The sequence below is a fragment of the Saccharopolyspora antimicrobica genome (genome assembly GCF_003635025.1).
Lineage (GTDB): Bacteria > Actinomycetota > Actinomycetes > Mycobacteriales > Pseudonocardiaceae > Saccharopolyspora > Saccharopolyspora antimicrobica.
This window is the reverse complement of sequence record NZ_RBXX01000002.1, coordinates 2,645,655-2,665,177: the sequence shown is the minus strand read 5'-3', so window position 1 is coordinate 2,665,177 and position 19,523 is coordinate 2,645,655. Positions and strand designations below refer to the sequence as shown.

19 protein-coding genes are annotated in these 19,523 nt (G+C 69.6%); 11 read left to right on the top strand and 8 right to left on the bottom strand.

Features of this window, described 5'->3' with window-relative positions:
- Window positions 1-361: 361 nt before the first annotated feature.
- Complete coding sequence (locus ATL45_RS13090) at window positions 362-3,781, top strand: L-tyrosine/L-tryptophan isonitrile synthase family protein (protein WP_246025315.1); 3,420 nt, start codon at window positions 362-364, stop codon at window positions 3,779-3,781.
- Between the two features lie 40 nt (window positions 3,782-3,821).
- A complete protein-coding gene (locus ATL45_RS13085) occupies window positions 3,822-3,998 on the top strand; it encodes a hypothetical protein (protein ID WP_177241940.1) in 177 nt (58 codons plus the stop codon).
- 363 nt (window positions 3,999-4,361) lie between these two features.
- On the opposite strand, the gene ATL45_RS13080 is transcribed toward ATL45_RS13085, so the two are convergent.
- Together ATL45_RS13080 and ATL45_RS13075 are read right to left on the bottom strand one after the other, a co-directional pair.
- Window positions 4,362-4,700 (bottom strand): hypothetical protein, encoded by a 339-nt coding sequence (locus ATL45_RS13080; protein WP_093150589.1) that lies wholly within the window; start codon window positions 4,698-4,700, stop codon window positions 4,362-4,364.
- A 13-nt stretch (window positions 4,701-4,713) separates the two neighbouring features.
- Window positions 4,714-4,965 carry a hypothetical protein gene (locus ATL45_RS13075; RefSeq protein WP_246025314.1) on the bottom strand — a complete coding sequence of 84 codons (252 nt, stop codon included), beginning with the start codon at window positions 4,963-4,965 and terminating at the stop codon, window positions 4,714-4,716.
- A gap of 221 nt (window positions 4,966-5,186) precedes the next feature.
- Between ATL45_RS13075 and ATL45_RS13070 the strand changes: the two genes are divergently transcribed.
- The 4 genes from ATL45_RS13070 (at window position 5,187) to ATL45_RS13055 (ending at window position 10,856) form a co-directional block, all read left to right on the top strand.
- The gene (locus ATL45_RS13070; protein WP_093150584.1) at window positions 5,187-6,554 is read left to right on the top strand and encodes a helix-turn-helix domain-containing protein; all 1,368 of its coding nucleotides are present in this window, start codon (window positions 5,187-5,189) and stop codon (window positions 6,552-6,554) included.
- Between the two features lie 31 nt (window positions 6,555-6,585).
- Entirely contained in the window at window positions 6,586-7,494 is a 909-nt protein-coding gene (locus ATL45_RS13065) for a phosphotransferase enzyme family protein (protein WP_246025313.1), read from the top strand.
- A 146-nt stretch (window positions 7,495-7,640) separates the two neighbouring features.
- On the top strand, window positions 7,641-7,946 hold the full coding sequence (locus ATL45_RS13060; protein ID WP_093150580.1) for a hypothetical protein: 306 nt from the start codon (window positions 7,641-7,643) through the stop codon (window positions 7,944-7,946).
- Window positions 7,947-8,291: 345 nt separating this feature from the next.
- Window positions 8,292-10,856, top strand: coding sequence for an HAD family hydrolase (locus tag ATL45_RS13055; protein ID WP_093150577.1), 2,565 nt, complete (start codon window positions 8,292-8,294; stop codon window positions 10,854-10,856).
- A gap of 256 nt (window positions 10,857-11,112) precedes the next feature.
- Here the strand turns inward: ATL45_RS13055 and ATL45_RS13050 are convergent, their stop codons facing one another.
- Genes ATL45_RS13050 through ATL45_RS13040 form a run of 3 tightly spaced genes read right to left on the bottom strand, consistent with a single transcriptional unit; the run spans window position 11,113 to window position 11,863 of the window.
- A complete protein-coding gene (locus tag ATL45_RS13050; RefSeq protein ID WP_093150573.1) occupies window positions 11,113-11,400 on the bottom strand; it encodes a hypothetical protein in 288 nt (95 codons plus the stop codon).
- On the bottom strand, window positions 11,397-11,609 hold the full coding sequence (locus ATL45_RS13045; RefSeq protein ID WP_093150569.1) for a hypothetical protein: 213 nt from the start codon (window positions 11,607-11,609) through the stop codon (window positions 11,397-11,399). The genes ATL45_RS13050 and ATL45_RS13045 overlap by 4 nt, the downstream gene beginning before the upstream one ends.
- Complete coding sequence (locus tag ATL45_RS13040; protein ID WP_093150565.1) at window positions 11,606-11,863, bottom strand: HC3 family zinc finger protein; 258 nt, start codon at window positions 11,861-11,863, stop codon at window positions 11,606-11,608. The genes ATL45_RS13045 and ATL45_RS13040 overlap by 4 nt, the downstream gene beginning before the upstream one ends.
- Before the next feature lie 134 nt (window positions 11,864-11,997).
- On the opposite strand from ATL45_RS13040, the gene ATL45_RS13035 reads away from it, so the two are divergent.
- Together ATL45_RS13035 and ATL45_RS13030 are read left to right on the top strand one after the other, a co-directional pair.
- Window positions 11,998-12,855: a helix-turn-helix domain-containing protein gene (locus ATL45_RS13035; RefSeq protein WP_093151486.1), complete on the top strand. Its 858-nt coding sequence runs from the start codon at window positions 11,998-12,000 to the stop codon at window positions 12,853-12,855.
- Window positions 12,852-13,052 (top strand): DUF397 domain-containing protein, encoded by a 201-nt coding sequence (locus tag ATL45_RS13030; protein WP_093150561.1) that lies wholly within the window; start codon window positions 12,852-12,854, stop codon window positions 13,050-13,052. Before ATL45_RS13035 ends, ATL45_RS13030 begins: the two co-directional genes overlap by 4 nt.
- Window positions 13,053-13,111: 59 nt before the next feature.
- Here ATL45_RS13030 and ATL45_RS13025 read toward each other — a convergent pair whose 3' ends face one another.
- The 3 genes from ATL45_RS13025 to ATL45_RS13015 form a co-directional block, all read right to left on the bottom strand.
- Window positions 13,112-13,639 (bottom strand): copper resistance CopC family protein, encoded by a 528-nt coding sequence (locus ATL45_RS13025; protein WP_093150560.1) that lies wholly within the window; start codon window positions 13,637-13,639, stop codon window positions 13,112-13,114.
- Complete coding sequence (locus ATL45_RS13020; protein ID WP_093150556.1) at window positions 13,636-14,361, bottom strand: YcnI family copper-binding membrane protein; 726 nt, start codon at window positions 14,359-14,361, stop codon at window positions 13,636-13,638. The genes ATL45_RS13025 and ATL45_RS13020 overlap by 4 nt, the downstream gene beginning before the upstream one ends.
- A gap of 69 nt (window positions 14,362-14,430) precedes the next feature.
- Window positions 14,431-14,871 carry a hypothetical protein gene (locus ATL45_RS13015; RefSeq protein ID WP_093150552.1) on the bottom strand — a complete coding sequence of 147 codons (441 nt, stop codon included), beginning with the start codon at window positions 14,869-14,871 and terminating at the stop codon, window positions 14,431-14,433.
- 433 nt (window positions 14,872-15,304) lie between these two features.
- On the opposite strand from ATL45_RS13015, the gene ATL45_RS13010 reads away from it, so the two are divergent.
- From ATL45_RS13010 to ATL45_RS13000, 3 genes are all read left to right on the top strand, one after another.
- Window positions 15,305-16,939, top strand: a complete 1,635-nt coding sequence (locus ATL45_RS13010) for a BCCT family transporter (RefSeq protein ID WP_439332453.1) — start codon at window positions 15,305-15,307, stop codon at window positions 16,937-16,939.
- Window positions 16,940-17,230: 291 nt separating this feature from the next.
- The gene (locus ATL45_RS13005; protein WP_093151483.1) at window positions 17,231-18,865 is read left to right on the top strand and encodes a BCCT family transporter; all 1,635 of its coding nucleotides are present in this window, start codon (window positions 17,231-17,233) and stop codon (window positions 18,863-18,865) included.
- A 3-nt stretch (window positions 18,866-18,868) separates the two neighbouring features.
- A complete protein-coding gene (locus ATL45_RS13000; protein WP_093150547.1) occupies window positions 18,869-19,516 on the top strand; it encodes an ABC transporter permease in 648 nt (215 codons plus the stop codon).
- Window positions 19,517-19,523: the final 7 nt, after the last annotated feature.

Genomic DNA, 19,523 nt, shown 5'->3' with positions numbered 1-19,523 from the left:
GGTCTGGCTCACCGGTCAATTCCGCGGACGTTCCCGGATGCCGGTGATGTCCCAAGTTTCCCGGCCCGCGGGCGGTCGTGCGCTCCGGACATGCCGAAGACGGTATCAATCGAACGGGTGATTTCTCGGGCAACGACTTGACCAATCGGGGTATTTGGTCATCGGCCGGGTGACAGCCCTGCCTCTGACCTGCGGATCCGGTCGCGTTACATGATTCGGATATGCATTGAGTCATGTTGTCAGCGCGCGAGGTCACTATCTAGGGTGATCGGGTCGTCATTCTCCGTGACAGAAAGGTCATTGTGGGTTACTGCGCGGCTTCCTCTCGTTTTCCCGTCGTTCGACGTGTTGTGCTTACCCGGTGGACTCCGACCTGGGGGAGCGCGAGGACCTGCAACGACCCTGCCGCGGCTACCCGTGCCTGCTGCGCTGTCCCGTGCGCGACGCGCACCGCGACGCCGTGACCGCGCGGCTGACCGCGGAGCCGGCCCACCGACCGAGCCGGCCGGCCGCGACCGAGGACGCCCCGGCGCTCCGGCACCAGCTGACCACCGCGGCGGCGAACGAGCTGCTCGGCGAGGGCGGGTACGGGCTCCGCGTCGAGCGGGGCTCCTGCGGAGGACTGCTGCTCACCGGCATCGGCAGCGGAGTCCCGCTGGGCGGTGAACCGGACTGGGCCGATCTGTACCGCGCCCTGGTGCGATCGCGCCGCACCCGCAAGGTGTTCGACGCGAGCTGGTTGCAGCGGTTGACCCGGTCCCTGGCCGACGCGCCGGAACCGGGCCCCTGCACCAGGGTTCCGCTGAACCACGTCGAACTGCTGCCGGGCGCCGACCCCGACCTCACCGCGGACCTGCTGATCGCGGTCACCGATCCGGACCTGGCCGTGCAGCTGCCCAGCGGGCAGCTCAGCGTCGACGGCCGGGCCCGCACCGTGCAGCTGAGCTCGGTCACCTCGCGCGACCGCGCGCAGCGGCAAATCCGCTGCTGGGAGCGGTTTTCGGAGGTCGTGGCGGAGGATCCGAACCTGCGGATGCACTGCGCTGCGCAACCGGTGCCGGGCGCGGTGGTCGACACCCGGACCGGCGCGGCGGCGCTGTTCCGCCTCGCCGAACCGGCGCCCGCGCACCCGTCGCACCCCGGCGGCACCATCGCCGTCCCGCTCTCCGCGCTGCTGCGACCGGGCGCCGCGGGCACGCCGGAACTGCTCCGCGTGGTGCTGGACAACCGCTTCGAATGGCGCGAGGACGAGCTCGAGTACTTCCTGGAGCACTTCGTCCGGCCGCTGCTGCGGACCTTCCGGGTCGCCCTCGACGTCCACCGGATCGGGCTGTTCGCGCTGGACGAGAGCGGGCTGGCCGTCGAGCTCTCCCCGGAACTCCAGGCCACCGGCCGGATCGTGGTCACCGACCACGACCGGGTGAGCTGGGAGCCGGGTCGCGCCGAGGTCGCCGCGGGCGTCCGCGCGCTGGTCGGCACGCTCGACCGCCTCAGCACCGGGTTCACCGCGCTCGGCGGCGGTCGCCGGGCGGGCCAGGTCCGGCACGCGGTGGACCGGGTGATCGCCGAGGAGCTGCGCTACCTGGAGCCGAGCACCGCGGAGCTGCTCTCGGGCGAGCAGCCGCTGCAGTGCTACGCGCACACCGTGCCGGAGGAGCAGGACGCGGTGCTCCGGTCGGTGCTCGACGACGTCCAGCAGCGCACCCGGCAGCGCCGGTGGAACCCGGACCTCGCCAGGCCCGCGGTGGCCATCGACGTCGACCTGTGCGGATTCGTTCCGCTGCAACGGATCCTCGACGCCGCCCGCGCGACCGCCGGGCCGCGACCCGGTGCGCCGGAGGGCATCCTCGAACTCGCCAGCGCGGGCACCCTGCCGCTGCTGCCGACCCATTCCCCGGAGACCTGGGACGACTTCGTCGAGCAGAGCGGGCTGGGCGAGCGCTACCCGGCGGTGGACTGGGCTGCGGTGCGCGCCGATTTCGTCCGCGCGTTCCTGGCGCGCCCGCGCGAGCGGCTGCGCACCGACAGCGCCAACGCGGGCCTGGCCCGGTTCGCCTGGGACGTGCAGGACGCCGGTGGGCAGGTGGTGTTCTACACCCACCGCAAGGAGCGGTTCCGCGAGCAGACCGAGGAAGTCCTGGCCGCGGCCGGGATCGCCGAGGCGGAACTGCGGTTCCTGCCCGACGGCGGCACGCTGAGGCCGGCCGATCTCGGTGCCGTCGACGTGGTCGCGGTCTTCGACGACGCGCGGGCCGGCCGGGAGGCGATCAGCGCGGAGTTCGGTGGCGCGCGGTCGATCGCGGTGGAGATCCCCGGGTTCGCCGCCGAGCGCCGCACGCACCAGGACGCGGTGATCGCCACCTTCGAAACCCGCCCGCGCCCCGACGAGCGCATCGGACCGCGCCTGTCCAACACGCATTCGCTGGAGGAGCTGCAGATCGGCGCGCTGCGCAAGAACCGCTTGGCGCAGCGCTGGGCCGTGCACCTCACCGCGCAGGAGACCCGCGACATCGTGGACTCGGTGCTCTCCGACGCCGATCGCGCGGCGGCGCGGACCGGGAGCGCCGCGGCGGCCAAGTTCGGTCTCGACCGGGGCCCGGCGGCGGAGGAGCAGGTGCTCGCCGCGGTGCACCACGTGCTCACCCGCAAGCAGTTCTTCAAGGGCTCCCGCGCCAACTACCAGCTCGCCGACCTGCGGGCCGACGCCGAACCGCTGGTGCGGCGCGGCGAGCCGATCGAGGTGGTGCTGCTCGGCTTCCCGGTCAAGCAGTGCCTGAACCGGCTCAAGGCAGGCGGTCCGCTGCCCGACCTGGCCGAGTTCGGCGCGATGGCCCGGCTGCGCGAGATGCAGCGGGCGATCAGCGCGGTGCACCCGCCCGGCCTGCACTTCAACATCCTCACCGACGGGCGGCACTTCCGGAGCCGCCCGGCCGCGATCACCGAGGCCTACCAGCGGAAGCTGCGCGAGTACGCCGACCTGGCGGGCATCGGCGACCGCACGCTCGTCGAGGACATCGACGTGGTCGCCGAGCAGCGGCTCGGCCCCGGGCTGCCCGCGCAGCGCGCGGAGCGGATCGCCAAGTACCGGCGGCTGCTCGGCGAATCGCTGCGGGAGTTCGACATCACCGACAACCCGCTGCGCACCCTGGAGCGGGTGCACCGCTGGACGGCGGGCGCGGACGACTTCGCACCGCACGTCATCGGGCTGTTCCGGGAGATCCTGATGTCGATGGTGTACTCCGTGCCGGTCTCGGTGCCGACCGGCGTCGACCGGCTGGAGTGGTCCACCGCGATCTACGCCGACGTCTACAACCTCGGCGACCAGGGCGTGTCCGCCGAAGTGCGCCAAGCGCGCTGCGCGGTGCTGCGCCGGGCGTGGCACACCGTCATCCGCTACATGGCGACCATGCAGGTGGACGAGGAGTTCGGCTACGAGCGGATGTTCCCGAACCGGGTGCGGCTGACGCTCAGCGCGGTGCGCAAGGGCTGCCTGGGCTTCACCTACCTCGGCGGGTCGGGCCTGCTGCCGTGGCAGGGCACCGGCGTGCTCGACCCGCGCGGCACGGTGGCGGTGGACTTCGCGATCTCCTTGCTCGACCAGGGTTTCGTCCCGGTCTACTCGCCGCTGCTGGGCCCGCGGCAGCCCTGGGCGATGGTCCCGGCCGACCGCACCCACCCGGCGCAGCGCTCGCACGTGCCCACACCCCGGGGCGCGGCGCCGCAGTCGGGACTGAGCCTGGACGAGCACCTGATCGCCAAGGCCCGGCTCCGCCGGAAGTGACGCCCCGAAAGCCCGACGATTACTGTTCATCGTCGCGTGCATGGTGTGCCCCGGGCTGCACCGCGCGGTGCCCGCGATGCTGACGATCCCGCTGTACTGGGCGCTGATGAGCGTGGCCGCGGTCCGCGCGGTGACTCAGCTGATGCGTCCGAAGCGCAGGCACTACTGGGAGCTGACGGCCCATGGCTTCGTGCTCGATCCGGACACCACGCTTTGACGGCGCCCGGCGCCGCGCTGAACCGCTGGGTCTTCCGGCCCGGTGAAAGGAAAGAGCCCTGGCGGCTCGGTCGGGGAATCGAGCTGCCAGGGCCTTTCCATCCTCACTTCGGAGCCGTCCGGGGAAACGGGTTCCGAAGCGGTTGGAGTCCGCGGACCAGCACCGGTCGGGGGGAGGGGAGTGCGTCAGCACCAGCCCGCGGAAGTTCTGCTCGCTGTGGAGTTTTTCGCGGTGACGGCCGATGCGCGCTGGCCGAGGTCGGGGAAACGCGACCAGTCGCCCATCGGCCGTCACCTGGCGGTTGCTCGGTCTTGCCCGGGGTCGGGGAGGAGGTGTTGCTGTCCGGGACCGAGTCCGCCGGCTTTACGGCACCGGCGCCACCGGGCGCAGAGCGTGCGCCGGTCGCTGGTGCCGAGCGGGACGGGGAGCCAGGGCACCTGCCACCAGGTGCTCGTACGCCGAGCGCCACACCGAGCACGGTGCTTTCTGCGGGCGCCAGCGGCTGGAGCACTCCGGGCAGTTGCCCTTCTCGTCGGCTTCGTGAGCGGTGAGCAGCGTTCGCCACCCCTCGGTGAGCCGGGGTAGTTCGGAACGCGCTACGGAGAGCAGGGAGGTGGCGTCGGCCCGGTCCGCGAGCTCGCTCAGCATGTCGAGCCGCTCGCGCACCGCGTTTCGCAGCACCTGACCCAGGATCTCGTCCACAGGAACGTCACCGTCACTTTCTCGCCTGCATCGCGGCATCCCGCAACGCTGTTGACAACTGGCGCACGCCCAGTGCGGAGAGCACTGCGGCGTGGCCGGGCGGTCCGACGAGCTCGACCTCATCCCGGTCGACCAGCACGGCCAGGTTCCGGTGCGCGTTCGACAGATCGCGGCAGTCCACCTGCCACCAACGCCGGCGGTCGGCAGCTGCCGGAGCGGACTCGGCCGACTGGCCGATCCCGGATTCCCGCATCTGCTCGCCCACTTCGCTTCCCGTCCCGTCCGTGCTCGGTTGCTTGCTGATGACTAGATTGGTCCCAGTCGACGGGTTCGCCTAGTCGTTGGGCGGTGACCGGGCCGATGGCGACGACGAACGGTCGGCGGACTTCAGCGCAACCGATCACCTCTACCGAAGCGGGCTTCACCGGGCTGCCGCAGTGCCCTTACCCTGCGACCAACGCCCGTGCAGAGCGTCAGGGGGTCTAAATGAACATCATCGGTTCTAGCGGCTCTCCCGTTACACCCGACGTTTGGAACGATCGGGAGATGCGGGATGCCCTGGCCCGGCGGGACGTCAGCGAGATCTACAAGCAACTGCGCCGACGCGGTGTCTCGCAGCGCCAGATCGCGGCCTCCACGGGCCAGTCGCAATCCGAGGTGTCCGAGATCCTCAAGGGTCGGCAGGTCATGGCTTACGACGTGCTGGCCAGGATCGCCGACGGGCTGGGTATCCCGCGGGGCTACATGGGCCTCGCTTACGACGGGGCGACCGCGATGCGGGTCGCTAGCGCGACCAACGCCCTCGAAGCTGAGGAGGACGAATCGGTGAAGCGTCGGAAGTTCTTGTCCCACGCCGCCCAGGTGACCATGGGCGCTGCCGTGTTCGGGGAGGCCACCAGCTGGCTCCCGGCGAACGCGCAGACACCGGCGCCGGCCCGGATCGGCATGACCGACGTGCAGCAGATCCAGGCAGCCACCAAGGCCCTGCGCGATCTCGACTACCGCTACGGCGGCGGCACCTGCCGCGACGCCGTGGTGGCCCAGCTGTCCTGGGCGCAGCAGCTGCTCGACTCGACCTCCACCGACCTGGTGCGCAAGCAGCTGTTCGTGGCGCTCGCGGACATGCACAGCCTGGCCGGGTGGACCTCGTTCGACGTCGGGCTGCTGGACCCGGCGCGCGGGCACTTCGGCAAGGCGCTGGAGTTCGCCAAGCAGGCCGATGACCACGGGCTGCTGGCCAGCGTGCTGTACCGGATGGGCCGGGTGTACCTGCACCACCAGGAGCCCAACGAGGCGCTGAAGCTGTTCCAGCTGGGCCAGATCGCCGCGCAGGAGTCCGGTTCGGCGCTGACCGTCGCGGTGCTGTGCGCGAACGAGGCCTGGGCCTACGGCATGCTGAACCGGCCCGACCAGGTGCAGAAGATGGTGGGCCGGACGAAGGACGAGTTCGCGCGGGCGCAGGCCAGCGAGGCGCCGGACTGGGTGCGGTTCTTCAACGAGAACGACCTGCACGGCATGATCGGCTCCGCGCACGACGCGCTGGCCGTGTTCGACCCGCGCAAGCACGCGTCGATCGCCGTCGCCGAGACGATCAAGTGCAACGAGGCCTACGGCGCGGACATGCAGCGCACCCACGTCTTCGGGCTCAGCCTGCAGGCCACCAACCACTTCCGGGCCGGTGACGTCCAGGAGGGCATCAAGGTCGGGCGCCGCGCGCTGCAGCACGGCGAACGGGTCAAATCGGCCCGCGTCTCCGACCGGCTCAAGCCGCTGGAGCTGGAAGCGGCCAAGCACCGGGCCAATTCCGACGCCCGCGACCTGTTCGAAGAGGTCCGGCAGTTCCGGCAGGCGTGACTGCCCGGATCGATGCGCCGGTGCGAACACCATGAGCATGCAGACATACGTCGAACAGGGTCAGCGAGTCCCGCCTGAACTGGGGTTGGCGCTGGCCGAGATCTGCGCCTCCGTCGGACTGGATCCGCGGGGCGCGCGACTGATCCGATTCATCAACAACGGGGTTTTCCTGCTCCGCGACGATCCCGTCATCGTCCGCGTGGTGCTGTCCCCGTCGTTCGGTTACCGAGCTTTCAACGCCGTCGACGCCGCGCGCTGGCTGGCGGTGCACGGCGTGCCCGCGGTGCGGTTGCTGCCCGGTTTCGAGCAGCCGGTCCAGGTGGGGGAGCACCTGGCGACGCTCTGGCGCTACGTGCCGGAGATCGGGCCGGTGCCGGACGGCGCCGACCTCGGTGCGCTGCTCCGGCTGATGCACTCGAAACCGCTGTCGCCGACGTTCCTGGACTGGCAGCCGATGGCCGACATCCGGCGCCGGTTGACCGATGCGGTGGACATCGACCCGGCCGACCGGTACTTCCTGGAGCAGCGCTGCGACCACGTCGAGGAGCGGTTGGCCGAGCTGCGGTTCCCGCTGCCGCAGTGCGTGATCCACGCGGACGCGCACCTGGGCAACGTGATCGGCGGTCCGGACGGCCCGCTGCTGTGCGACCTGGACTCGTTGTGCGTCGGGCCGCCGGAGTGGGACCTGACGCCGCTGGCGGTCGGCCGGCTGCGGATGGGGCACCCGCCGTCCTGGTACGACGACCTGGCCGCCGCGTACGGCTTCGACATCACCGGGTGGGAAGGCTTCCCGGTGCTGCGTGAGCTGCGCGAGCTGAAGATCACGACCGGCGTGCTGCCGATCGTGCGCAGCAACCCGGGGCTCCGCGAGCAGCTGCACCGGCGGCTGCGCACGATGCGCGACGGCGACCTCGCCGCGCAGTGGGCTCCGTACAGCTGATCGAAGGACAGTCCTACACCCGAACGGACGATCTTGAGTCCGAACGCTGCGCTCTTTTGGTCATTCTTGGTGACGACGCTGACCCGAAGGGGTAAACCATACGAGGGAACTGATCCGTCAGGGCGTTGCAACTGGATGGGTTGTCGATGATGGTCGCGGAGTTCTTGCTGGGGGCCTTGTCCCCGCGCTGGCGCCGGGCGCGCGCGTTGCGCTCCGCCCAGGTGCTCGACGACGTGGTGGACTCCCAAGTCGCCTCGCTGCCGCTGCTGCCCGCGGACGTCCGGCGACGGCACGCCGACCACCTCGCGGAACTGGTGCTGCTCGCCCAGAACTACCGCTACTACGCGAAGGGCTGGATCACCCGCCGGGAGCTGGAGCGGCGCGGCCGCGCTGCGCTGCTCCGCCTGGAAGAACCGGATGGTCTGGATGTCGGTGCAACTCACCGACGCTGAATGACCGCTCGGCGACGGGCGCGTCATCGTTGACGATTCGGTGAATCGCGCCTGCGACCAGCGGTTTTTCCTGGTGCGCCAATAATCGCAGCGCGCAGTTCGGTCGGGCTGAAGTATGCGTTTTCCCCGGTAGCGGCCGGTTTTCCGGCTCGTCCGGGGTCATCTGCCGCGTCGATCTGCCGTGCCCGGCGCTGGTTCGGACGGCGTGCTCGGAAACAGTGACCGAAACCACTTCTCTTTGATCTGCTTCTCGCCAAATTCGAATTCTCGTCGCATCCCGGCGAATTCGCTCGCCGGGATCGGAAAAACCCGTGATGGGAGATGATTTTGTGCAGTCCGGAAGAAATGCCGGAATTCCGCGCGGGGTTGCGGAGGGCGCTGGCCGACGACGCGCTGCTGAGGTTGTACTGCGCACCCGCCGAGCAGAACTGGCTCGCCCTGGGTGATCTGGTGTGCGGGGACTTCCCGGGAGATGTGCTGGCGTTGAAGCGGCTGGTGGCCGACCGGCCGGGGGACTGGACGGCGCGGGACCACCTCGCCGAGTTCGTCGTGCGGCCGCTGCTGATCACCTTCCGCGGCCTGCTGACCAGGGGTTCGCTGCCCGCGGGCGAGGTGGGCGTGGAGCTCGGTCCGGAGTCGTCGGCCACCGGCCGGGTGGTGGTCGAGGGCGTCCGCCCGGCCGCGGAGGTGCCTGCGGCGATCGCCGCGCTGGACGGCTGGCTGACGGAGCTGGCGGCGGCCGGTGTGCAGGTCACCGGCGAGGAGCAGGAGCGGATCCGCGGTGCGTTCGACGAGGTCGTCTCGCAGGAATTGCGGAACCTGTCAGCGGAAACCGCGGCTCAGCTGGCCGGTGACCACCCGTGGCGCGAGTTCGTGCACGTCGTCGGAGCGGGCCAGCACGAGGTGCTGCGCCAGGTGCTCCGGGTGGTCCGCGAGCGCAGCGCGCGGTGCCGCCGCGAGAGCGGGTTGCCGCGTCCGCTGGTGGCGGTGGACCTGGACTTCTGCGCGGTCCAGCCGCGGCAGCGGGTCCACGAGGCGGTGCGGCGGGTGGGCGCGGCGCACGGGATCGCGGAGTTCGCCGATCCCGCTGTGCTGCCCGGCCTCTACCCGGCCGGTTGGCGGCCGTTCCTGGCGCGGAACGGTTTGCGGCGCGGGGACGGGCTGCACGCCGAGTACCGCCGGAACATTGCGTGGCACGGGGAAGCGCTGCTGACCGACACCCTCGCCCCGGGCATCAAGCGGTACGTCCGCGAATTGGAGCAGGCGGGCGCTCGGGTGGTCTGGCTGACCGGCCGTCGGCACCGGGTGCGCGCGGCGACGGAGGAGTTCCTGTCCGGTCGCGGGCTCGGGCACCTCGACCTGCGCACCTCCGACGACGGCCCCGTCGCCGAGCGGAAGGTGGCCGCGCTGCGGGAGTTCCACGGGTACGAGCTGGTCGCGGCGTTCGACGACTCGGCGGCCAACCGAGCCGCGCTGCGCACCGCCTTCCCCGGTGCCCTGGTGATCCCGGTCCGCCTGCCGGGCTTCACCTCGGACGAATCCGCTGACGGCATCGAGACGTTCGAGTCGCTGCCGCACCCGGTTCCGCTCGGCCGCGGTCATGCCCGCGAGGCGCAGTTGTCGCACGTGACCTCGCTCAGCGGGCTGCGGCTCGGTGAGCTGAGCACCCGCCCCACGATCTGGGGCCACGGCGCGGAGCTGACCGTTGCCGAGCAGGCGCGGATCGTCGATTCGCTGGTGGCGGCCGCCGTGACCAGCGGCCGGAAGCTCGGTTCGGCGATCGCCGCGGGAGCCGACCGCGTCCGGGCGGTGTGGCAGGTGATCACCGCGAAGCCGTTCGGCGCGTCGAGGTCGGCTTACCCGCTCGCGGCGGCGGAGCGGGATCTGCGCGGCCCGGTCGAAGCCGGCGAGCCGATCCGGTTCGTCGTGGTGGGGCCGTCGCTGAAGCAGGACGGCTCCCGGCTCAAAGCGCTCGGCGGCCTGCCCGACCTGGCCGAACTGGCGATGCTGGTCCGGCTGCGGCAGCTGGACGCGGCGGTCCGGCAGGTGCACCCGCCGGGAGTCCGGGTGCGGGCGCTCACCGATGCCAGCCACTTCCGGTTCCGCGAGCCGGACCGGTGCGCGGCCTACCACCGGGAGTTCGCCCGGCAGGTGGCCGCGGTCGGCGCGGCGGACCTGGTGTCGGTCGAGGACTTCGACGACGCGGCCGACGCGCACCCGGCCTGCGGCGACCGCACCCAGCGCCCGGAACTCCTGCTAGCGCACCGCGAGAAGTACGAGACAGCCTTCGCCGGACTGGACATCCTCCGGAATCCGGGAGCGGCGCTGGCCGAAGCGGCCACCCGCGACCCGTCGGCTCCCGGCCAGCCGAGGTTCGCGGAGCTGTTCCGGTCGGTCCTGCACGCGGTGGACATCCCGTGCCACGGCGGTGATCCGCTCGCCTGGTCGCAGCGGATCTACGCGGATCCCTTCGACCTGACCGACCGATCGACACCGGCCGAGGTCCGCCGGGCCCGCGGTGACCTGCTGGTCTCGGCCTGGCGCGAGACCATCACCTACCTGGCGAACAAGCACGTGGACGCCGATCTCGGCTACCAGGTCCTGTGGCGGGAGGGCGTCCGCATGAGCCTGTCGATCCGCCCGACCCCGGGCAGGCTCCGCTTCGTCCCGCTCGGCGGCTCGGGCGTGATGCCCTGGCACGGCACAGCAGCCCTGAACGGGAACCAAGAGGTAGCGGTCGACTACGCGATATCCCTGGTGGACCAGGGTTTCCGCCCCCTCTACGCCCCGGGAACCCCAACCCGCCGTGGCCTCCGCCAACCCTGGCTGATGGTCCCCCCAGACCTCCTGGACCCCGAAGGCCGCCCGACCGAACGCCTCCTGTCGGGCACCCGCCTCCGCCCCAAGTAGGTTCCGTCGTCCAAGCTCCCGTGAGTACTTTCTGTCGCCATAGCAACAGAAAGTACTCACGGCACTTGACCAGCCGAAACGAGCCGGGAAGCGCAGCGCCCCGCGGCCGGGGGAGGACCGCGGGGCACCGCTGCGAGCAGGAGCAGGGAGGGGAACTCCCGCCCGCGCCATGGATCCGCGTCGCGAAAGCGCGGATTGCCTTGCGAGCAGGGCGGTCCCGGCTGCCTGGTCGGGGGCAGAACAGCCGGGACCGGGTCTAAAGCCGTTGCAGCCCAGCGAGTACCCGCTGGAACACTTCGGTATTCCGAGAGAATCCAGAAGTCTGCTCGGCTTCGTCGGGGGAGCCGCGCCCACCGGAGTCGGGCTCGTGCAGACGATGCCGACCACCACTGGTCTCGGCCTCGACACGCTCGATCAGGTACCGAACGGTCAGCGCTCCATCCCCGCCCCCGGCGTGCTGCGGCCGGTACGAACAGACCCGGTGGACGACCAAGAAAGCGACCAGAACAGCGGCGATGGTTGCGGTGATCATCGGGATGGTCATGTGTCGAGCCTTTCCGAGTTGATGACGAGAAGTCCTTGGCCGGCTTGGTCATTGCCGCGCAGAGCGCTGACCAGCGTGTCGAGGCCATCGGCGAGCTGGTGCAGTTCGGCGTCGCTCCAGAAGCCGCGTTCTATGTCGTCGGCCGCGTAGCCGAGCATCAGCACCGCTGTCCGCGCCAGCCGGGCGATCCGGGCGTGGTGGCCGGTCATCGGAGGTCTGCTGCGGGAAAACCGGCGAGCTTGCGCGCTTCGGTGTTGCAGGCGGCGCATGTTGGCCACAGCCAGGCCAGATCACCGGTCGACGCGCGAACCTGCTGGCTGCACAAGGTCGTCACCTCGGTATCGTCTGGCCAACCCCCGGCAGGACGCTGGTCGTCGCTGGCGTGCCGCTGACCTTCCGCGGGAACCCAGCTGAACGGGTGCGGGCGGTACTTCTTCTCGCGTCCGGGCGGAACATTCGGCATTGCTCACCCTCCTGCGGCCTACGTGGTCCTGTGGTCTCGTTTTCTGTGAGACCAATAATTTCGGTCCAATTAATGGTCGACAATCGCCTGATCGATTGACGACAGTGCACGTCAGAGTGGCTATTGTCTGGTGCATGACCGAGACCACTCTTGCGCCGCGTGCTTACGTCCTCGGAGCAGAACTCCGGGATGCACGAACCACCGCCGGATTCGGGCTCCGCGAGCTCGCAACGAAGCTCGACGTGTCCCATTCCGTCGTGGTGCGCTGGGAACTGGGTCAGCGCGTCCCGTCAACGGAATCGGTATCGGCGCTCTGCGCAGTGCTCGGCATCAACGGCACAACCCGAGAACGCCTGATGAGGCTGACCAGAGAAGCAGCCTCAGAACCACCGAACACGGTGTCGGTCGGTGCGACGGGCGAAGCCGACCAGATGGCCGCACTCCTGGAATTCGAGCGCATGGCCACCGCGATCACCGAGGTTTCACCAGTGATCGTGCCCGGCATGCTGCAGACAGCCGAGTACGCCTCGGCGATCATGAGGCCCGGGATTCCCGCTGGAGAAACAGACAAGCGGGTGATGATGCGACTTGGTCGCCGCGACCTGATCACTCGTAGGCGGGGACCAGTTCGGTTCACGGCCATCATGCTGGAATCCGCGTTGCACCAGTCGATCGGCGGTCGCTATGTGATGGTCGACCAGCTCCACTTCCTCTTGGAGATGGGAGAACGGGACAACGTCGAGATCCGGGTGATCCCGCGATCCGCCGGTTGGACGCCCGCGCATGCCGGTCCGTTCGTGCTACTGGAGTTCGCGAAAGCAGAGCCGGTGGTGCACTTGGAACACCACAGGTCATCGGTGTTTCTCCGTGAGGACGCAGACGTGAAAGCCTTCGCCTCAGCGCGGGATGATGTCGAGCAGTCGGCGATGAGTCAGGAGGACACGGCCGAGCTGATCGCCCGCATCATCAACCAGGAGGAGACGCCGAAATGACGTTATCGAAGCCCCCGGTCGGCTGGCGGAAGTCGAGCCGGAGCAATCAGGAGACGAGCTGCGTCGAGGTCGGTCGCGTCGACGGCGGAGCCGCGGTCCGCGACACCAAGAACCGCGCCGCCGGTCACTTCACGACGACGACGCCCCAGTGGTCGGCGTTCGTCGCCGCGATCAAGGCCGGCAGGTTCGACGGCTGAACGAGGTGGAGGGCACCTTTCGGCCGAAAGGTGCCCTCCACGCTTCAACTGCTCTGCGATCAGGCCTTGGGCTTGCCGAGGCGGAGGGCCAGGACCAGGCCGAGGCCGACCAGGACCACCGCTCCGACGATCCAGGGCCAGATCGGCATGCCGCCGGACTCGCCCTGCTCGGCCGGCTGGTCCGCGTTCTGCGGCGGCTCGGCCGGCGTGCCGTTGCCCGCCTGGGTCAGCTCGAAGCTGACCTTGCCCGGGACCGGGTGGCCGTCGTTGGACAGGATCCGGTAGCCGACCGTGTAGGTGCCCGCCGGCCCGAGCTCGCGGACCGGGGTGGTCACCGAGTTGCCCTCGACGCGGACCTCGCCGTCGGTCCAGTACGTCCCGTCGGGGCCGACCACGTTCACCGTGTTGTAGCCCTCACCGGAGCGGACCGGCTGGTCGAACGTCAACCGGATCTCGCTCGGCCCGACCGACAGCTTCGCGCCGTCCGCCGGATCGCTGCTGACCAGCACGTTGTGCGCGAGCGCGGTGCCCGCGCCGCCGAGCAGCGCGGCCACGGCCAGCGCTGCCACCGCGATCAATCGCTTCACGACTCGTCCTTCCCGGTCGGTGCGGCGTTGCGGCTGCGGGCCAGCGCACCGGCCCCGATGCCGACGCCCAGCGCGCCGACGAGCAGCCCGGCGCCGCCGAGCCAGCGGGCCGTGTCGTCACCGGCTCCGGCTGCCGCCGCCTGCTCCTCCTCGCCGCCGTGCGAGTGGCCGCCTTCGGCGTCCTCGACCAGCTTCAGCGTGGGCGCCGGGTGCTCCGGCTCCTCGCCGTTCGGCGGCGTCGGCTGGTCCCAGTTCACGACCTCGCCGTTGTCGTAGGTCTGGGTGGTGGGCATGGCGAAGGAGTCCACGTTGTCCGGCAGCGTGCCGAGCGTGGCCTCGAACTCGTTGAACTCGTTCGGCCCGATCCGGTTGCCCGGCTGCGCGGTCCACGTGATGCTGCGCACCGCTTCCTTGACCTCGGACCCGGCCACCTGGACCGGAGCGATCTGGACCCGCTCGACCTGCGCGGTCCAGCCCGGCATCGGCTTGGTGCGCACCGAGCTCAGCGGCTGGTCCTCGGGGAAGGTGACCTTGATCTGCACGGTCGAGGCGTTCGGCCGCTCGTTCGGCACCCGGAAGGCGACCTTGGCGTGACCGCCCTTGGCGGCCTCGCCGGGCTGCGCGCTGACGTGGGCGAATGCGGGTGCGGTGCTCAGCAGTGCGGTGATCCCGCAGGCAGCCGTCAGCGCCGCGGATCGGACCGCGAATCGTTTTGTCGACATGTTTACTTGGAATCTCCTGGAATATCGATCATCGAGCCGATGATCGGGAAAATGACAGATCGACAACGATCAGGCGGCGAATTCCACCTGATCATGCGCAGGAGATTCCGGGGGCCCGCGACGGGCGTGGATGCGTTGGTAGAGCAGGTGCGCCAGGGGACGCACCGTGATCGCCGGGACGCAGACCGTGGGCGTCTCGGTGACTGTGGGTAGCGGCCGCGGGCGGCGCGGCAGAATCGAACGGAGCAGGCGTGCGACTACGAAGAGTGCACGCTCCGCCCGGGCCATCAGCAGTCCGGTCACCAGGACCGCCCCCAGGTGACCGAGGGTCATGGCCAGGGGTGAGAACGGCATGCCGATGGCGCCCGGTCCGTCCTGGTGGGACGCCACGAGCTGGAGAAATACGTGAAGTGACAGCTGGCTGACGCCGAGTGCCCCTAGAATGCCCCACGACCCGCGCTTGCGATCAGCGAGTGCCACACCGGCGCCGGCCAGGAGGACGGTGATCACAACGGTCGAGCCCAGATCGGGTAATGACCCACCCGCGGCCACGTGAGCGGCTACGGACAGTGACGCCGATGTGGTGGCCAGAGCAGCGCCGCGCAGGACGCGAAGTGCGCCCTGCGTAGGTGTGAGACCGGCTGCCACGAGAGCCAAGTCTAGGTGTCGGTTCGGCCACGCTGACCGCGGGCGAGCTTGCCTTGTTCACCCAATTGGGTCACGGTTTACCGGGTTGCAGGCGTTCCGAGTGCAGCTGCGCCCAATGCGGAGGTGCTGAATCGGATCGTCGTGACTGACGACGGAGAGGAGGGGGCGTCGCCGCAAATCGACGCCGGAACCTGTGTCGACAACAGAACGAAGTGGTGACTCCGCCAAGGGGAGCCATACGACTGAACTGTCTGCGAACACCGAATTCCTGGGCAAACCGCGAACCGACTGGATCGTGTTCGGCGTCGCCGCGGCGATCATGTTCGCGGTGGTGGTCTGGGGTGCGGTTGGCACCGACTCGCTCAGCGTCGCCTCGTCGGCCGCGCTGACGTGGTTGATCACGAACACGGGCTGGGGCTTCGTGCTCGCAGCGACCGGTTTCGTCATCTTTGCCCTTTTTCTGGCTTTCAGCAAGTACGGCCGGATTCCACTCGGCCAGGACGGCGAGAAGCCGGAATTCAGGACGGTGTCCTGGATCGCGATGATGTTCAGCGCCGGTATGGGCATCGGTTTGATGTTCTTCGGCGTTAGCGAGCCGCTCGGGCACTACGTCTCGCCGCCGCCGGGCACCGTCCCGGGGGAGAGCGAGGCGGCCATCGAGACCTCGATGGCGACTTCGCTGTTCCACTGGACGCTGCACCCGTGGGCGATCTACGCGGTGGCGGGTCTGGCGATCGCCTACAGCAGCTTCCGCCGCGGCCGCAGCCAGCTGATCAGCGGCGTGTTCCGCCCGCTGATCGGCAAGCGCAACGCCGAGGGCCCGATCGGCAAGCTGATCGACATCCTCGCGCTGTTCGCCACCCTGTTCGGCTCCGCCGCCTCGCTGGGCATCGGAACCCTGCAGATCAGCGCCGGCATGAAGGCCGCGGGCTGGATCGAGGGCGCCTCGTCCACGATCCTCGTGCTGATCATCGTCGTGCTGACGGTGTGCTTCATCGCCTCCGCGGTGTCCGGCGTGGCCAAGGGCATCCAGTGGCTGTCCAACATCAACATGGTGCTGGCCGCGCTGCTGGCGCTGTTCGTGTTCGTGGTCGGCCCGACGGTGTTCATCCTGGACCTGCTGCCCACCGCGCTCGGCTCCTACATGAGCGAGTTCGGCGAGATGGCCTCGCGGGCCGGTGCCACCGGCGGCGCGGAGATGCAGGAGTGGCTGTCCGGCTGGACCGTCTTCTACTGGGCCTGGTGGATCTCGTGGACGCCGTTCGTCGGCATGTTCATCGCGCGGATCAGCCGCGGTCGCACCATCCGCCAGTTCGTCGGCGGCGTGCTGCTGGTGCCCAGCGTGGTCAGCCTGGTGTGGTTCGCGATCTTCGGCGGTGCCGCGATCGACAGCCAGAAGGCGGGCAACGCCGTGTACGGCGACGGCAGCGCCGAGGCGCAGACCTTCGCGGTCCTCGACAACCTGCCGCTGACGCTGATCACCTCGGTGCTGGTGATGATCCTGGTGGCGATCTTCTTCGTCTCCGGTGCCGACGCCGCCTCCGTGGTGATGGGCACCCTGTCGCAGCGCGGTTCCATCGAGCCGAGCCGCTGGGTGGTCATCTTCTGGGGCGCCGCCACCGGTGCGGTCGCCGCGATCATGCTGGTCATCGGCTCTGCGGGCGGTGACGCCGAGAAGGCGCTGGACGGCATCCAGAACCTGACCTTCATCGGTGCGCTGCCGTTCGCGATCGTCATGGTCCTGATGTGCGTGGCCCTGCTCAAGGACCTGCGCAGCGACCCGATGACCCTGCGCGACGCCAAGGGCGCGGAGGTTCTGGAGCAGGCCGTGATCGCTGGTACCGAGGAGCACGAAGGCGAGTTCCAGCTGGTCACCACGCCTGTTGACGAGGACGCGGAGACCGCTGATTCCCCGGCCGGGGAGAAGTAGCGAGCCCTCCTGGCCGAAGCGTTGCGCGCCCGGCTGCTGCGGCGGCCGGGCGCGCAGCTGTTTTCACTCCGGTGGCATTTGTCCCGTTCGCCCCGGAGTGAGCAAGTGCACGGGCCGTGCGCGATCGGTTCCCGGGCCACCTGGGAACCGGCCGCGCGCGACCGACTCCCGAAAGGAGGGGGCGCCGTTCGCCCGGCGCCTGGATCTGTGTCGACAGTAGTAGAGGAACGATCGGACAACCCGGTCGAGAAGGAGGAGGCGGGCACCAAGCTCGTCGACCAGCCCGGTCGGATGGACTGGGTGGTGTTCGGCATCTCCGCGGTCGCGGCGATCGCGTTCATCGCCTGGGGCGTGCTCGGATCCGAGTCGCTGCAGGCCTTCGCCAGCGGTGCCCTCGAGGTGCTGGTGCGCGACGGCGGGTGGGTGTTCGTGCTGGCCGGCACCGCGTTCGTGGTCTTCGCCCTGTGGCTGGCGTTCAGCCGGTACGGGCGCATCCCGCTGGGTGAGGACGACGAGAAGCCCGAGTTCCGGACCTCGTCGTGGATCGCGATGATGTTCGCCGCCGGGATGGGCATCGGTCTGATGTTCTACGGCGTTTCCGAACCGCTGACCCACTTCACCAGTCCGCCGCCCGGCAGCGCCGAGGCGGGCACGGACGCCGCGGTCGGGACCGCGATGGCGACCTCGCTGTTCCACTGGACCCTGCACCCGTGGGCGATCTACTCGGTGGTCGGCCTGGCCATCGCCTACGCCAGCTACCGGCGCGGCCGCAAGCAGCTGTTCAGCTCGGCGTTCGTGCCGTTCTTCGGCAAGGGCGCGTCGGAGAGCGTGCCCGGGCGGATCATCGACGCGCTCGCGGTGTTCGCGACCGTGTTCGGCACCGCCGCGTCGCTGGGCATCGGGGCGACCCAGATCGCGGCCGGTCTGACCGAGGTCGGCTGGGTCGCCTCGGTCGGCAACACGCTGCTGGTCGTGATCATCACGGTGCTTATCGCCGCGTTCGTGATCTCGGCGGTCTCGGGCGTGTCCAAGGGCATCCAGCTGCTGTCCAACAGCAACATGATCCTGGCGCTGCTGCTGGCCGTGTTCCTCTTCTTCGTCGGCCCGACGGTGTTCATCCTCGACGTCATCCCGCTGTCGGTGGGCTCCTACCTCGCCGACTTCGGCGAGATGATCTCCCGCACCGGCGCCATCGGCGGCGAGGACATGCACAGCTGGCTGTCCACCTGGACGATCTTCTACTGGGCGTGGTGGATCTCCTGGGCGCCCTTCGTCGGCATGTTCATCGCGCGGATCAGCCGCGGCCGCACCATCCGCCAGTTCATCGGCGGCGTGCTGATGGTGCCCAGCGTGATCAGCCTGATCTGGTTCGCCATCATGGGCGGCACCGCGCTCTACCAGGAGCGCGACGGCGCCAACCTGACCGAGGCGGGCGGTGCCGAGGACCAGCTGTTCCAGGTGTTCCGGAACCTGCCGCTGAGCGCGGTGGCCAGCGTGCTGGCGATGCTGCTGATCATCAACTTCTTCGTCACCAGCGCCGACTCCGCGTCGGTCGTGCTCGGTTCGATGTCGCAGCGCGGCAGCGCCAAGCCGAACAAGTTCGTCGTCGTGTTCTGGGGCCTGGTCATCGGCGGCGTCGCCATCGTGATGCTGCTGACCGGCGGAGAGGACGCCCTGAGCGGGCTGAACAACACCACGATCATCGCGGCCTCGCCGTTCGTGATCGTCGTGCTGCTGATGTGCGCTGCGCTGGTCAAGGACCTGCGCAGCGACCCGATGATGCTGCGCGAGGTCAAGGGGGCCGAGGTGCTCGAACAGGCCGTGATCACCGGCACCGAGGAACATGACGGCGAGTTCCAGCTGGTCACCACTCCGGTGGAGACCGACGAGGAGCCCGCGTCGGCCTCGGCGGGAGGGAAAGAGTAACGAGTGAACTTCCTGGACTACGTCGCATCCAGGTGGCAATCGCTGCTGGTGGACTCCTACCAGCACGCCAGCATGGTGCTCCAGTGCATCGTGCTGGCGACGATCGTCGGCGTCCTGGTCGGGGTTGCGGTCTACCGCAGCCCCGCCGGGGCGGCGATCGCCACCGCGCTTTCCAGCGCCGTCCTGACCATCCCGTCGTTCGCGCTGTTCGGCCTGCTCATCCCCGTGCTGGGGCTGGGCGTGGCGCCGTCGGTGCTGACGCTCGTGCTGTACGCGCTGCTGCCGATCGTGCGCAACACCATCGTCGGTCTGTCCACCGTGGACCAGCCGATCCTGGACGCGGCGCGCGGCATCGGCATGGGCCGGTTCAGCGTGCTGACCCGCATCGAGCTGCGGCTGGCCTGGCCCGCGATCCTCGCGGGCATGCGGGTGAGCACCCAGATGCTGATGGGCATCGCGGCCATCGCCGCCTACGCCAAGGGCCCCGGCCTGGGCAACCTGATCTTCAGCGGGCTCGGCCAGCTCGGTGGTGCGAACGCGCTGAACATGGCCGTCGCGGGCACCGTCGGCGTGATCATCCTGGCGCTGCTGCTGGACGCCCTCTTCGTCCTGATCGGGCGGTTGACGACTTCGAGAGGTATTCGTGGCTGACGACAAC